Genomic DNA, 13459 nt, shown 5'->3' with positions numbered 1-13459 from the left:
TGGCGGGTACGGTCGGACTCATGGATGTGGACGTGCCGACCTCGCTCGGCCCCGGCCGGCTGGTCGTGGACGCCGCGGATGCGCCGAGCTCCGTGCTCTGGCTCGGCCATGGCGCGGGCGGCGGCATCGGGGCGGTCGACCTGGCGGCACTGGCGCGCACGCTGCCGGCGCAAGGGATCACGGTGGTGCGTTACGAGCAGCCCTGGCGGGTCGCCGGGCGACGGGTGGCGGCGCGCCCGCCATCGCTCGACATCGCGTGGCTGGAGACGGCGCCGGTCGTCACCGAGCTCGCAGACGGACTGCCCCTGGTGGTCGGCGGTCGCAGTGCAGGAGCCCGAGTGGCGTGCAGGACGGCGGCATCCGTCGGAGCTGTCGGAGTCGTCTGCCTGGCGTTCCCCCTGCACCCGCCCGGCAGCCCGGAGAAGTCGCGGCTCAGCGAACTGCTCACCCCCGGGGTTCCGGTGATCGTGCTGCAAGGAGAGCGGGATACCTTCGGCACTGCAGCAATGCTCGCTTCAGAGGTGGGCGCTCGATCGAACATCCGGATCGTCCCGGTTCCGGGAGCGGACCACGGCATGAAGGTGGCTGCCTCAGCCCCGCTGAACGCGCGCGGTGTCGCCGAACTCGTGACCACATCCGTCGCCGGGTTCGTCGGCGGTGTCAGCTGAGGGATGCGCGTGGCTGGGCGTGTCCGCCCGTCGACGTGGCCTGCCGAGGTCGAGGATCGTTGAGTGTCCAGCGACCTTCTCATGCGCATCCACAGTCCCGAGTTCCGCGCGATGTCGGAGCGCGTGCTTCGTGCGACCGAGCTCACGTCGCGCCTCAACGTCCTGCCTTTCGACGACGAAGCGGGCAAGGCCGCGCTGTTCGAGCAGATCCTGGGGCGGCCGTTGCCCGAGCGTGTGACGATCTACCCGCCGTTCTTCACGGACCACGGTTTGAACCTCGAGCTTGTGGGGCGGGTGTTCATCAATCAGAACTGCACGTTCCTCGACTACGCGGGCATCCGGCTCGCTGAGCGCGTGATGGTCGGACCTCGCGTCACCTTCATCACGGTCGGCCATCCGGTCGACACCGACGAGCGGCGGATGTGGCTCACGGGCGGACCCATCGATGTCGCCGAGAACGTGTGGATCGGTGCGGGCGCCACGATCTTGCCGGGCGTCACGATCGGACGCGACGCGGTGATCGCGGCGGGAGCGATCGTTGCGGACGACGTGCCGGCGGCGACTCTGGTGGCCGGCGCGAAGGCGGCTGTGCGTCGACAGTGGTGAGTCAGTACTCACCCTTGATGACGAAGTAGGAGCCGCGGATGACCCCCGCCAGCTTCGATTTCTGTCGGGCGAACTTGAAGTTCGACAGTTCCTCGGGGACCTCCATCCCTTCGGCGAGCTTGAACCCGACCGCTCGCTTCCCCGCGTCCTCGATCGTGTACATGGCGTTGATCGACAGCCCGGACTCGTAGAACACGTAGGCCATCCGGATGCCCTCGACTTCGAAGGCGGTCACCTCGAGGGGGCGGGATGCGATGACGATGTCGCGTTCGTCTTTGAGGATGCGCGTCACCCAGTCGAGCGCTTCGGGAGCCTCGTCCGCAGTGCTGACGGTGAAGACATGGTCGTACTTGTTCCGGAAGTACCGCGCCTCGTTCGCGCGCAACCCGGCGAGCGCCGGGGCGACCGGAGACGACTCGAGCCCTTCGGTGGAGACGTTCACGAAGTCGACGACGTACGGCATGCATCCTCCTGGTCAGGTGCGTTCGGTCCCACCGTAGCGCAGGGCGCCTCGGCGTCGCGGCGGAGCCGGCGTCGGGGCGGCCGCACAGATATCTCCCATCCACATCCTGTTAAATTCTCAACGAACATTGAGATGTGGAGGAATGCCGTGGGCGATGATCGCACCCTCGGTCTCGCCCTCAGCGGCGGAGGTGCGTTCGGCGCGGCCCACGTGGGCGTGCTGCAGTTGCTCGCCGAACGAGGCGTGTACCCGGGAATCGTGACGGGGACGAGTTCGGGCGCACTGGTCGGCGCAGCGTACGCCGCAGGATTCGAGCCGGCGGTGATCGAGAAGGCCGCCCTGACGTTCCGCTGGAATGCGATCGCGCGCTGGTCGCTCGTCCCGCGCCTGGGGCTGCTCGATACGCACGCGGTGACCGACAGTGTGCACCGCATCTTCGGCACCGACCCGCTCATCGAGCACCTCCCGCGCACGTTCGGCGCGGTCGCCACGGACCTCCGGACGCGCCAGGCGGTGACGATCGACAGCGGACCGCTGAGCGTCGCATTGCGTACGACGATTGCGATCCCTGGGCTTCTCCCCCACGTGCGTCATGGCAGCGCTCGGCTGGCGGACGGCGGCATGGTCGACAATGTTCCGGTGAGCGCTGCGCGTGACCTCGGTGCCTCCCGCGTGATCGTGGTCCGGCTGCACGCCAAATGGGAGAACGTTCGCATGATGCGCACGGTCAACCGCACCGCGGACCTGGTGAACGACCCCTCGGTCGTCCTCATTCAGCCCGAGATGCAGGGCATGGCCCAGTGGACGATGTCCGATGTGCCACGCCTCATCGCCGAGGGACGTCGCGCCGCGGCGGCGGCGCTGGACGCGGCAGCTCTCACCCCACAGGCCGCGTAGGCGCCACCCGATCTCGCCCCGTGGTCGAGTCGGCGCGAACTCCCCTTATTCGACGCGTTTCAGGGGACTTAGTGACGAGTCGGCGACGCTCCTCACACGTTGAACCGGAACTCGACCACGTCGCCGTCCTGCATGACGTAGTCCTTGCCCTCCATGCGGGCCTTGCCCTTGGCGCGGGCCTCGTGAACGGAGCCCGTCTCCACCAGGTCGTCGAACGAGATGACTTCGGCTTTGATGAAGCCCTTCTCGAAGTCGGTGTGGATGACACCGGCCGCCTGCGGTGCCTTCCAGCCTTTGTGGATGGTCCAGGCGCGTGACTCCTTGGGGCCGGCGGTGAGATACGTCTGCAGCCCGAGCGTGTCGAACCCGATGCGGGCGAGCTGGTCGAGACCGCTCTCCTCCTGGCCGGTCGAGGCGAGCAGCTCGGCGGCGTCTTCGGCGTCGAGGTCGATCAGCTCCGACTCGAGCTTGGCGTCGAGGAAAACCGCCTGGGCCGGTGCGACAAGCGCAGCGAGCGCCGAGCGCTTCGCGTCATCGGTCAGCACAGCCTCGTCGACGTTGAAGACGTAGATGAACGGCTTGGCCGTCAGAAGCCCCAGTTCTCGAATGGGCGTCAGGTCGATGGATGCGCTCGAGAGCGGCTTGCCCTCGTCGAGGATCGCCTGTGCGGCACGAGCCGTTTCGAGCACGATCGGCTCCAGCTTGCGGCCCTTGACCTCTTTCTCGTAGCGCGCCACAGCCTTCTCAAGGGTCTGCAGGTCGGCGAGGATGAGCTCGGTGTTGATGGTCTCCATGTCGCCTGCAGCATCGACCTTGCCGTCGACGTGCACGACATCCGGATCGTCGAAGCCGCGCACGACCTGAGCGATCGCATCCGCCTCCCGAATGTTCGCGAGGAACTTGTTGCCGAGGCCTTCGCCCACGCTGGCGCCCTTGACGATTCCGGCGATGTCGACGAAGGACACCGGGGCGGGCAGGATGCGCTCACTCTTGAAGATCTCAGCGAGTTTGTTCAGGCGGGCGTCAGGCAGGCTGACCACACCCACGTTGGGCTCGATCGTCGCGAACGGATAGTTCGCGGCGAGGACCGTGTTCTTGGTGAGAGCGTTGAAAAGGGTGGACTTGCCCACGTTGGGGAGTCCGACGATCGCGATAGTGAGAGCCACGGGGGTCCAGTCTACCGGCGGTGCCGGGGGCCGGGTTCCGCATCCGCCAGCCTGTGGAGAGCGGTCAGCGACCGGTCCCGTCGCCGTCGAGGGCCACCGGAATCACCTCGAACACCGGGTTCTCGATCAGCCCGATGAGGTGCCCCGCAGGGTTGCGGAACATCCCCAGCTTGATCCCCTCCCCGACCTCGGTGACCGGTTCGACGACGACCGCGCCGGCTGCGGCCAGGCGGGCGGCTTCAGCTTCGATGTCACGCACACCCCAATAGGTTCGGGCGCCGAACGCCGGGTCGGCTGCGGGATCGAGCCCGAGTTCGTATCCGCCGGGATTGAAGCCGACGTAGAACGGCTCGTCGAAGTAGGGCGGAACGCCCAGAACCATGGTCCACCACGCTCTGCTGGCGTCGAGGTCGGGGGCCGGGTAGACGATGGTGCGGAGTCCGAGGAACATGATGATCCTTTCTGCCGGGCCGATTCAGCCGTTCTGGATCGGCAGTGCGGTGCGGTAGCACTCGGTGATGTACGGCATCTCGATGGTGTCGCGACCGGCAAGTGACGGATGCTCGGCCACCAGCCGCCGCACGGATTCGAGCACGGCGAGCTGCTCATCCGCCTCCTTCGTGATGAAGTAGCTTCGCGATCGCACGAGATCGAGCAGGCCTTCGGGCGTCAGCTCCTGCTTCCAGTGCACCGCGAATGTCTCGAGCGGGCCGAACGGAGCGCCGACCCGGGGTGGTGTGTTCGCCGGCGCATAGACGACGTCGCCGCCGATCCGGCGTCCGAGTTCAGCCACCCAGTCCACGGATTCGTCACGTGAATTCCAGACGAGACCGAGAGTTCCGCCCGGCCGCAACACGCGCGCGACCTCGGGCACGGCGCGAACGGGATCGACCCAGTGCCAGGCCTGCCCCGACACCACGGCGTCGACGCTCGCGTCGCCGAGCGGTATGTCCTCTGCCGACCCGAGGTGTGTCCGGATGCCGTGCAGTGCCCGTTCGAAGACGCCGAGCATCTGCGCGGACGGGTCGACGGCGACGACGTCCAGCGCGCGATCGACCAGGAGACGGGTGAGTTTTCCGGTGCCGGCGCCGAGGTCGAGGACGCGCTTGGCAGTGGACGGCACGAGCCAGTCGACGGCCGCCTGCGGGTAGCTGGGGCGCGCGGCCTCGTAGACGTCCGCTGCGCGGTCGAAGGCTCGTGCGTGGGCGGTCACGTCATTTCTCTCGCGCATGGTCCGAGTCTATTCATCGCTACCGACGTCCTCACGGCTCGATCGGGGGCGGATTCACGGCACGCGGCGATCCTCCACGGTCGCGTCGGTGGGCCGTGCGACCATGGCACCGTGCCACTGGATTTCACCGCAATCGACTTCGAGACCGCGAACTCCAGCAGTGCGTCCGCCTGCTCCGTCGGGCTGATCAAGGTGCGGGCGGGCCGCGTCGTCGACCGCACGGGCTGGCTTATCCAGCCACCGCTCGGGCACGACGAATTCTTCGAATGGAATACGCGCATCCACGGGCTCCGGGCAGCGGATGTGGTGGGAGCGGCCGGCTGGGCCGAGCAGCTTCCCGACCTTGTCGAGTTCGCCGGAAGCGACCATCTCGTCGCCCACAACGCGGGCTTCGACATGGGCGTCATCCGGGCGGCGTGTGCCGCGACCGGGCTCCCCTGCCCCGATTTCTCGTATCTGTGCAGCCTGCAGGTGGCGCGCAAGACCTACCACCTCGATTCGTACCGGCTACCGGTCGCGGCGATGGCCGCCGGTTTCGAGGACTTCCACCACCACGACGCGCGCGCCGACGCCGAAGCGTGCGCCGCGATCATCATCCACGCCGCACGTCGCCACGACGCCTCGACCATCTCCGAACTCGCTGCGGCCACAGCAGCCCGCGTCGGACGCATCGGCACAGCCGTCGCAGCGTAACGCCCTAGAACATCCGATCGATGCGGATGCACGGATTTCGCGGTTATCGGCGCTTGCAACAGGCGGTGTCGGAGGCCGCTGCCACACTGAAGCCATGGACCCCATTCTCGCGTTGATCCTCGGACTCGTCGGCGGAGCAATCCTCGGCGGATTCGCCACCATGCTGGCGCTTCGCAGCCGCGCGACGGCTGCTCCTGCGGCGTCGGCAGACGACCCGGCGGTGCTTGTCGCGCGTCACGAGATGGAGCTGGCGCGGGTGCGTGCGTCGGAGGCCGAGGTGCAGGCGGAGATCCGGTCCGACCTCGCGGCGGCCGAGGCGAGGGTGGATGCCCTGCGCGAGCAGGTCGGCGGGCTGCAGGACCAGTACCGCGAACTCGTCGATCGACACCGCGTGGAACAGCAGGCCCGCGAAGAGCGCGAACGGTCGGAGAGCAAGGTCCTCCAGGCGCTGGCTCCGGTGCGCGAAAGCCTCCAGGACATGCAGAAGAAGGTCACCGAACTCGAAGCACAGCGCAGTCACCAGCACGGCGAGCTGACCCAGCAGCTGAAGTCGGCGACGGAGAGCGAAGAACGGCTCCGCAGCACGGCCGAAGCCCTGGCGTCCGCCCTGCGGTCGAACAGCACGCGCGGTGTCTGGGGCGAAACGCAGCTCCGCAGTGTCGTCGAGGCCGCCGGCCTCCTCGAGCGCGTCGACTTCTCAGTGCAGTCGAGCATCCACTCCGATTCCGGCGCGGGACGACCCGACATGATCGTGCACCTTCCGGGCGGCAAGAGCATCGCCCTGGATGCGAAGGTGCCGTTCAACGCCTACCTCGAGGCGAGCCAGATCCCGGCGACCGCGACGGGCGTCGAGGCCGCGCAGCGCGAGGCCCTCCTGAAGCAGCATGTGAAGGCCGTGCGCGATCACATCACCACTCTCGGCAGCAAGACCTACTGGGCCGGGCTCGACGCGTCACCGGAACTCGTGATCGCGTTCATCCCGAGTGAGTCGCTCGTATCGTCTGCCATGGAGGCGGATCCGTCGATCATGGAGTTCGCATTCAGCAAGCGCGTGGCGCTCGCCTCCCCCGTGACGCTGTGGTCCGTGCTCAAGACGGTTGCGTTCAGCTGGCAGCAGGATGTGCTCACGCACGATGCGAAGGTGCTCTTCGACCTGAGCCGGGAGCTCTACTCGCGACTGTCGACGACCGCGTCGCACATCGAGAAGCTCGGGCGCTCTATCGAGCGGACCGTCAAGGACTACAACGGCTTCGTCGGGTCCATGGAACGCCAGGTGCTGCCGACGGCGCGCAAACTCAACGCGCTCGACGAGTCCAAGGTCATCGGGGTTCTCGACGGCATCGAAGAGGCTCCACGCGAACTCACGGCGTTCGAGCTGGTCAGCGAGCTGGCGCCGCTCGAACTCGCCGGCCGCGACGACACCGCTCGCAAGAGCGCCTAGCCACGCGAAACGCCAGCCGCACTTCGTAGCTTCGAGCGCACTACGTCGTACGAGTGCGCTGGGACGGAATGAGTGCGGTGGGACACAACACGCGCGAAAGGCCGCGGCTACAGCCACTTCTCCGCCAGGTGGTCGGCGACGATGCGCCGGATGGTGCCCGACCGGCTGCGCAGGACGATCGACTCCGTGCGGATGATCGGGCCCTTGCGCCGAACGCCCTCGACGAGCCCGCCGTCCGTCACGCCCGTCGCAACGAAGAACGTGTTGTCGCCCTTGACCATGTCGTCCGCGCTCAGGATCACGTCGTAGTCGAGGCCGGCCGCACGCGCCTTCTCGCGTTCCGCGTCGTCGCGCGGCGCGAGCTGGCCCTGCATGAAGCCGCCGATCGCCTTGATCGCACACGCCGTCGTGATGCCCTCGGGGCTGCCCCCGATCCCCACGCACAGGTCGATGCGCGACTCGTAGCGAGCCGCATTGATCCCGCCCGCGACATCCCCGTCGAGCATCAGCCGCGTCCCCGCGCCCGCCGACCTGATCTCGTCGATCAGACCCTCATGACGAGGCCGGTCGAGCACAGCGACACGGATCTCGCCGACGTCCTTCCCCTTCTTCTTCGCGAGTTCCCGGATGTTGTCCCCGATCGACTGGCGCAGGTCCACGACGCCGACACCCTCCGGTCCGGTCACGATCTTATTCATGTAGAACACGCTGGATGCGTCGAGCATCGTCCCACGATCGGATACGGCGATCACCGACAGCGCGTTCTGGCGTCCGGCCGCTGTGAGCGACGTGCCGTCGATCGGATCCACGGCGATGTCGCACGCGGGCCCGCGACCGTTGCCGACGTGCTCGCCGTTGAACAGCATCGGCGCGTTGTCCTTCTCCCCTTCGCCGATGACGATGACACCGTCGAAGTTGACGGTCCCCAGGAAGGCGCGCATCGCATCCACTGCCGCGCCGTCGGCGGCGTTCTTGTCGCCGCGGCCGATGAACGGGGTGGCACGGATCGCCGCTGCCTCTGTCGCTCTCACCAGCTCGAGCGCGAGGTTCCGGTCGGGGTGGATGTAGAGCGTGCTGGTGTCGGTGCTGTTCACGGTGGGTCCTCCCGGACGGATTTGTTCGACGACGATGGCGACCGCCCCGGACTGTGCTTCGCACGACCCGGGCGACGGTGCCAGTTTATCGAGCGACCGAACAGCATTCGGCGGATGTGCACAAACATTCACGCGCGCTGGGCGTCGGCCACTTCTGCACAGGCCCGGCCGGCGCGCGTCCGCCGAATGCGGCCTCGGTATGATTGGGAGCAATCCGCCAAACACCACCGTCGAGGAGACGCAATGCCCATCGCCACACCGGATCAGTACGCCGAGATGCTCGACAAGGCGAAGGCCGGCGGATTCGCGTACCCAGCGTTCAACGTCTCGTCGTCGCAGACGATCAACGCGGTGCTGCAGGGTCTCACCGAGGCGGGCAGCGACGGCATCATCCAGGTGACGACGGGCGGCGCCGACTACTTCGCCGGCCAGACCGTGAAGAACCGCGCATCCGGCGCCCTGGCGTTCGCGAAGTTCGCCACCGAGGTCGCGAAGAACTATCCGGTCACGGTCGCGCTGCACACCGACCACTGCCCTAAGGACGCTCTCGAAGGGTTCGTCCTCCCCCTCATCGCGGCGAGCGAAGAAGAGGTCAAGGCGGGGCGCAACCCGATCTTCCAGTCCCACATGTGGGACGGCTCGTCCGTGCCTCTCGCCGAGAACCTCGAGATCGCCGAACAGATGATCAAGCGCACCAAGGCGATCAACGCGATCCTCGAAGTGGAGATCGGCGTGGTCGGCGGCGAAGAGGACGGCGTCAGCCACGACATCAACGAGCACCTTTACACGACTCTCGACGACGCGATCGCCATGGTCGACGCCCTCGGGCTCGGTGAGAATGGACGCTACATGGCTGCCCTCACGTTCGGCAACGTCCACGGCGTGTACAAGCCGGGCAACGTGAAGTTGCGGCCGGAGCTGCTGAAGACGATCCAGGAGGGCCTGGCCCAGAAGTACGGCACCGGTCCAAAGCCGCTCGACCTCGTGTTCCACGGCGGATCGGGCTCCACCGACGCCGAGATCGCGGAAGCCGTCGCCAACGGCGTCGTGAAGATGAACATCGACACCGACACCCAGTACGCGTTCACCCGATCGATCGCCGGTTACATGTTCTCGAACTACGACGGCGTGCTCAAGATCGACGGGGAGGTCGGTAACAAGAAGGTGTACGACCCGCGCGCCTGGGGCAAGGTGGCTGAGACCGCGATGGCAGCCCGTGTCGTCGAGGCGACCCAGCAGCTCGGCTCTGCGGGCCACTCCGGCAGGTAGTAGGAGAGGCGGCCGTCCCATGGCCGACGAGAACAAGGATCACGACGAGCGACCCCGCCCCCAGTTCGGCGAGCTCGCGCCGGAGGGCTGGGTGTGGCATCCGCCGAAGGATGCCGACAGGCTCGAAACCGGGCATCCGGCACCCGAGGCGCAGCATGGACGGCCGACAACTCCCGTGCGGTCTCGTGAAGAAGAACTCCTTGCGCAGGCGGGCGGCGAACGACCGGTGCCGGCGTGGAACCAGCCAGTGACGATCCTGCTGCTGATCGTCGGTATCGTCGGCATGTTCCTGTCCATCGGCACGCTCGCGGCCGCGCCGGACTCGATCCAGCTCCTCTACGCGAACGAGAGTCTCGGAACCTACAAGCCTGCCCCGTCCGTAGCCGCGATCCTGCTGGCCGGCGAGATCTCCATGGTCGGCATCTGGGTGACGTCGGCCGTCGTCTCGATCTTCCGGCTGACGCGGCACAAGCTCGCGTTCTTCATACCGGTCATCGGCGGGGTGGTCGCCTTCATCGCCCTGTTCGTCTTCTTCACGGTGATCATCGCGAGCGACCCAACCCTCGTCGACTTCTACAGCCGGCTCTCCGCCTGAGCGGCGCCGTCGGCTGCGCGTCAGGCGATGGCGGCGCGGAGACCGTCCACGAGTGACGTCGTCGGGTGCCCGATGAGTGCGCTCAGGTCGCCGGTCACGTCGGCCAGTGCCCCGTCGCGGGTCGCCTGGTCGAGTGCGACGACGAACCCGACCGTGCCCTCGTCGAGTCCGGCGTCCCTGAGGATGCGCGCATACTCCTCCGGCTCGACGGGAGTGTAGACGACCTCCGAGCCGATGATCTCGCTGAAGGCCGCTGCGAGATCATCGAACGACCAGGCGACATCGCCGGCCAGCTCGTAGACCTTGCCCTCGTGTCCCGGCGTGGACAGGACGACGGCCGCCGCATCCGCGTAGTCGTTGCGGGTCGCGCTGCCGATCCTGCCGTCACCCGCGCTCGAGACCACCGTGCCGGTCTCGCGAGCCTGCTCGAGTGGCGCGACGTAGTTCTCGGTGTACCAGTTGTTGCGCAGGACGGTCACCGGGAGTCCGGATGCGGCAAGGAGCGCCTCGGTCGCCTTGTGCTCGGGAGCGACCGGAAGCTCTGTCGTGTCGGCGTGGGGCGCACTCGTGTAGACGATGCGGCCGACCCCGGCGGCGACGGCGGCGTCGATCGCATTCCTGTGCTGCGGCATGCGCTTGCCCACTTCGCTGCCCGAGACGAAGAGGAGTGCATCCACCCCCGCGAAAGCAGGGACGAGCGTGCCGGGCACCTCGAAGTCGATGACTGCGGTCTGGATGCCGCGGGAGGCGAACTCCGCAAGCTTGTCCGGGTTGCGTCCCGCCGCCCGGATCGTGGCAGGGTCCACACCGCGTGCGATGAGGTGGTCGATGACGAGGCGGCCCAGCTGGCCGGTGGCTCCGGTGACGAGAATGGTCATGCGGTGGTCAACCGCAGGGGTGCCCGGATGCTTCCCGCCGGGGAGAATCAGCGGCCGCGGCCCCCGAGGGCGCGTTCATCCGCTTTGCCCGACAGGTCTTTGCGGAGTTCCTTCGGCAGCGAGAACATGAGGTCCTCTTCGGCCGTCTTGACCTCCTGCACGTCGCCGTAGCCCGCACCGGCCAGGTCGTCGAGCACTTCCTGTACGAGGACCTCGGGCACGGATGCTCCGCTCGTGACGCCGACCGTGACGACGCCATCGAGCCATTCCTGCTTGATCTCGCTCGCGTAGTCGACCCGGTAGGCCGCCTTCGCTCCGTATTCGAGCGCGACCTCGACCAGGCGCACCGAGTTGGAGGAGTTCGCGGAGCCGACGACGATCACCAGGTCGGCGTCTTCGGCGACCTTCTTGATGGCGACCTGGCGGTTCTGGGTGGCGTAGCAGATGTCGTCGCTCGGCGGATCCTGCAGGTTGGGGAAGCGTTCACGCAGGCGGCGCACGGTCTCCATCGTCTCGTCCACGGACAACGTGGTCTGCGAGAGCCACACGACCTTGTCAGGGTCCTTGACGTGGACGCTCGGGACATCATCCGGACCGTTCACCAGGGTGACGTGGTCGGGCGCCTCGCCCGCCGTCCCTTCGACCTCTTCGTGGCCTTCGTGGCCGATCAGGAGGATCTCGAAGTCGTCGCGCGCGAACCGCACGGCCTCGCGGTGCACCTTGGTGACCAGCGGGCACGTGGCGTCGATCGCCTGGAGTCCTCGATCGGATGCGGCCCGCACGACCGCGGGCGAGACACCGTGGGCGCTGAAGACGACATGCGCCCCCTTCGGCACCTCATCGACCTCGTCGACGAAGATCGCGCCCTGCTGTTCGAGGGTGGAGACGACGTGCACGTTGTGCACGATCTGCTTGCGCACGTAGACCGGGGCACCGTAGTGCTCGAGCGCCTTCTCGACGGCGATCACCGCTCTGTCCACACCCGCGCAGTATCCACGGGGTGCCGCGAGCAGCACCCGCTTGTGTCCGACGACCGGGGTATCCTTGAGCCTGCCGCGCACGCCAGGGATTCTCGGCATGGGCAGGCTTATCGTTGCGTCGCTCACCAGGCAAGTCTAGGTGAGTGCGCTGGACACCTGATGGGAGGGATGGACGTGACCGACGCCCCTCCCGCGGCCCAGGGCACCTCTGCGCCGACAGCGCTCCCGACGGCCGACGAGCCGTGGGGTGTCGCGACCCTGGCCGGCAAGATCCGCGGCTACATCGAGCGCCTCGGCACAGCCTGGGTCGAAGGCGAGATCACCCAGTGGGGAATCTCCGGCGGCAACGTCTACGGCAAGCTCAAGGACCTCGCTGAGGACGCGACGGTGAGCTTCACGATCTGGTCGTCGGTGCGGGCGCGGATTCCGGCGGACCTGAAACAGGGCGACCACGTCGTCGTGCTGATCAAGCCGAACTTCTGGGTCAAGGGCGGCACCCTGACCATGCAGGTGTTCGACATGAAGCATGTCGGCCTGGGCGACCTGCTGGAGCGCCTGGAGCGGCTTCGGAGGCAGCTCGCAGAAGAGGGCCTCTTCGCGGTCGAACGCAAGAAGAAGCTTCCTTTCCTCCCGCACTGCATCGGCCTCATCACCGGAAAGGACTCGGATGCGGAGAAAGACGTGCTCCGCAACGCCCAGTTGCGCTGGCCCGCCGTCCGCTTCCGCACCATCCACACCGCGGTGCAGGGTGACCGGGTCGTTCCTGACGTGACCGCTGCGATCAAGACGCTCGACGCCGATCCCGACGTCGACGTGATCATCGTCGCGCGAGGCGGTGGCGATTTCCAGAACCTGCTCGGCTTCAGCGACGAGCGGGTCGTGCGAGCGGCCGCAGCGTGCATGACGCCGCTGGTGAGCGCGATCGGCCACGAAGCCGACCGGCCGCTCCTCGACGATGTCGCCGACCTTCGCGCATCCACCCCCACCGACGCGGCGAAGCGCGTCGTCCCCGATGTCGCGGAAGAGCTGGTGCGCGTGCACCAGGTGCGCGCGCGGCTCAGCATGCGGCTCACGCATCTGTTGAGCGCGGAGATCGACCGCATCGGCCACCTCCGCTCGCGTCCATCCATGGCGTCGCCCTCGTGGATCGTCGACACGCGTGCCGAAGAGCTCACTCGGTTCGTCGCGCGCGGCGCGGAACTCGCCCAGCGCATCGTCGACCGCGAGACCAACCGCGTCGGCGAGGTGCGCTCGCACCTCCGGGCGCTGTCGCCGCAGGGAACACTGGACCGCGGCTACGCCATCGTGCAGCTTGCGACCGGCGCCGTCGCGCGTACGCCCGACGAGGCGCCCGCAGGAACCGAGCTCGCGATCACGCTCGCCGAGGGTCGCATCGGCGCCGTATCGAGCGGTCCCAGCCAGTAGCCGGGTCGCTGCCGGCTTCACGCCCGGCAGCGGCTGCAGATGGCGCGTCGGCC

Annotated in this window: 15 protein-coding genes; 8 read left to right on the top strand and 7 right to left on the bottom strand. The window is 67.5% G+C overall.

Annotated elements, in window-relative coordinates:
- Window positions 1-20 precede the first annotated feature (20 nt).
- Window positions 21-668, top strand: coding sequence for an alpha/beta hydrolase family protein (locus G3T36_RS15425; protein WP_163290688.1), 648 nt, complete (start codon window positions 21-23; stop codon window positions 666-668).
- A 63-nt stretch (window positions 669-731) separates the two neighbouring features.
- Window positions 732-1274, top strand: a complete 543-nt coding sequence (locus G3T36_RS15420) for a DapH/DapD/GlmU-related protein (protein ID WP_163290687.1) — start codon at window positions 732-734, stop codon at window positions 1272-1274.
- 1 nt (window position 1275) lies between these two features.
- Here the strand turns inward: G3T36_RS15420 and G3T36_RS15415 are convergent, their stop codons facing one another.
- On the bottom strand, window positions 1276-1737 hold the full coding sequence (locus tag G3T36_RS15415) for a DUF8821 family protein (RefSeq protein ID WP_163290686.1): 462 nt from the start codon (window positions 1735-1737) through the stop codon (window positions 1276-1278).
- 147 nt (window positions 1738-1884) lie between these two features.
- Here G3T36_RS15415 and G3T36_RS15410 point away from each other — a divergent pair, with 147 nt between their 5' ends.
- Entirely contained in the window at window positions 1885-2634 is a 750-nt protein-coding gene (locus G3T36_RS15410; protein ID WP_163290685.1) for a patatin-like phospholipase family protein, read from the top strand.
- A 92-nt stretch (window positions 2635-2726) separates the two neighbouring features.
- On the opposite strand, the gene ychF is transcribed toward G3T36_RS15410, so the two are convergent.
- From ychF to G3T36_RS15395, 3 genes are all read right to left on the bottom strand, one after another.
- Window positions 2727-3800 carry a redox-regulated ATPase YchF gene (gene ychF / locus G3T36_RS15405; protein ID WP_163290684.1) on the bottom strand — a complete coding sequence of 358 codons (1074 nt, stop codon included), beginning with the start codon at window positions 3798-3800 and terminating at the stop codon, window positions 2727-2729.
- 64 nt (window positions 3801-3864) lie between these two features.
- The gene (locus G3T36_RS15400) at window positions 3865-4251 is read right to left on the bottom strand and encodes a VOC family protein (protein ID WP_163290683.1); all 387 of its coding nucleotides are present in this window, start codon (window positions 4249-4251) and stop codon (window positions 3865-3867) included.
- Between the two features lie 24 nt (window positions 4252-4275).
- Window positions 4276-5031: a class I SAM-dependent methyltransferase gene (locus G3T36_RS15395; protein WP_163290682.1), complete on the bottom strand. Its 756-nt coding sequence runs from the start codon at window positions 5029-5031 to the stop codon at window positions 4276-4278.
- A 111-nt stretch (window positions 5032-5142) separates the two neighbouring features.
- On the opposite strand from G3T36_RS15395, the gene G3T36_RS15390 reads away from it, so the two are divergent.
- Together G3T36_RS15390 and G3T36_RS15385 are read left to right on the top strand one after the other, a co-directional pair.
- Window positions 5143-5724, top strand: a complete 582-nt coding sequence (locus tag G3T36_RS15390) for an exonuclease domain-containing protein (RefSeq protein WP_163290681.1) — start codon at window positions 5143-5145, stop codon at window positions 5722-5724.
- Between the two features lie 94 nt (window positions 5725-5818).
- Window positions 5819-7165 (top strand): DNA recombination protein RmuC, encoded by a 1347-nt coding sequence (locus G3T36_RS15385; RefSeq protein ID WP_163290680.1) that lies wholly within the window; start codon window positions 5819-5821, stop codon window positions 7163-7165.
- Window positions 7166-7272: 107 nt separating this feature from the next.
- Here G3T36_RS15385 and glpX read toward each other — a convergent pair whose 3' ends face one another.
- Window positions 7273-8259 carry a class II fructose-bisphosphatase gene (gene glpX / locus G3T36_RS15380; protein WP_163290679.1) on the bottom strand — a complete coding sequence of 329 codons (987 nt, stop codon included), beginning with the start codon at window positions 8257-8259 and terminating at the stop codon, window positions 7273-7275.
- Window positions 8260-8502: 243 nt separating this feature from the next.
- Here glpX and fbaA point away from each other — a divergent pair, with 243 nt between their 5' ends.
- Both fbaA and G3T36_RS15370 read left to right on the top strand, forming a co-directional pair.
- Window positions 8503-9528, top strand: a complete 1026-nt coding sequence (gene fbaA, locus G3T36_RS15375; RefSeq protein WP_163290678.1) for a class II fructose-bisphosphate aldolase — start codon at window positions 8503-8505, stop codon at window positions 9526-9528.
- A gap of 19 nt (window positions 9529-9547) precedes the next feature.
- On the top strand, window positions 9548-10123 hold the full coding sequence (locus G3T36_RS15370; RefSeq protein ID WP_163290677.1) for a DUF6264 family protein: 576 nt from the start codon (window positions 9548-9550) through the stop codon (window positions 10121-10123).
- A gap of 20 nt (window positions 10124-10143) precedes the next feature.
- On the opposite strand, the gene G3T36_RS15365 is transcribed toward G3T36_RS15370, so the two are convergent.
- Together G3T36_RS15365 and G3T36_RS15360 are read right to left on the bottom strand one after the other, a co-directional pair.
- Window positions 10144-11001 carry an SDR family oxidoreductase gene (locus G3T36_RS15365; RefSeq protein ID WP_163290676.1) on the bottom strand — a complete coding sequence of 286 codons (858 nt, stop codon included), beginning with the start codon at window positions 10999-11001 and terminating at the stop codon, window positions 10144-10146.
- A 47-nt stretch (window positions 11002-11048) separates the two neighbouring features.
- Entirely contained in the window at window positions 11049-12080 is a 1032-nt protein-coding gene (locus tag G3T36_RS15360; RefSeq protein ID WP_163290745.1) for a 4-hydroxy-3-methylbut-2-enyl diphosphate reductase, read from the bottom strand.
- A 69-nt stretch (window positions 12081-12149) separates the two neighbouring features.
- On the opposite strand from G3T36_RS15360, the gene xseA reads away from it, so the two are divergent.
- Window positions 12150-13406 (top strand): exodeoxyribonuclease VII large subunit, encoded by a 1257-nt coding sequence (gene xseA, locus G3T36_RS15355; RefSeq protein WP_163290675.1) that lies wholly within the window; start codon window positions 12150-12152, stop codon window positions 13404-13406.
- The last annotated feature ends 53 nt before the right edge of the window (window positions 13407-13459 follow it).

This window comes from Leifsonia tongyongensis (assembly GCF_010686705.1).
GTDB classification, from domain to species: domain Bacteria; phylum Actinomycetota; class Actinomycetes; order Actinomycetales; family Microbacteriaceae; genus Diaminobutyricibacter; species Diaminobutyricibacter tongyongensis.
The sequence above is the reverse complement of the archived record's forward strand: the minus strand, read 5'-3'. Positions and strand labels throughout refer to the sequence as shown.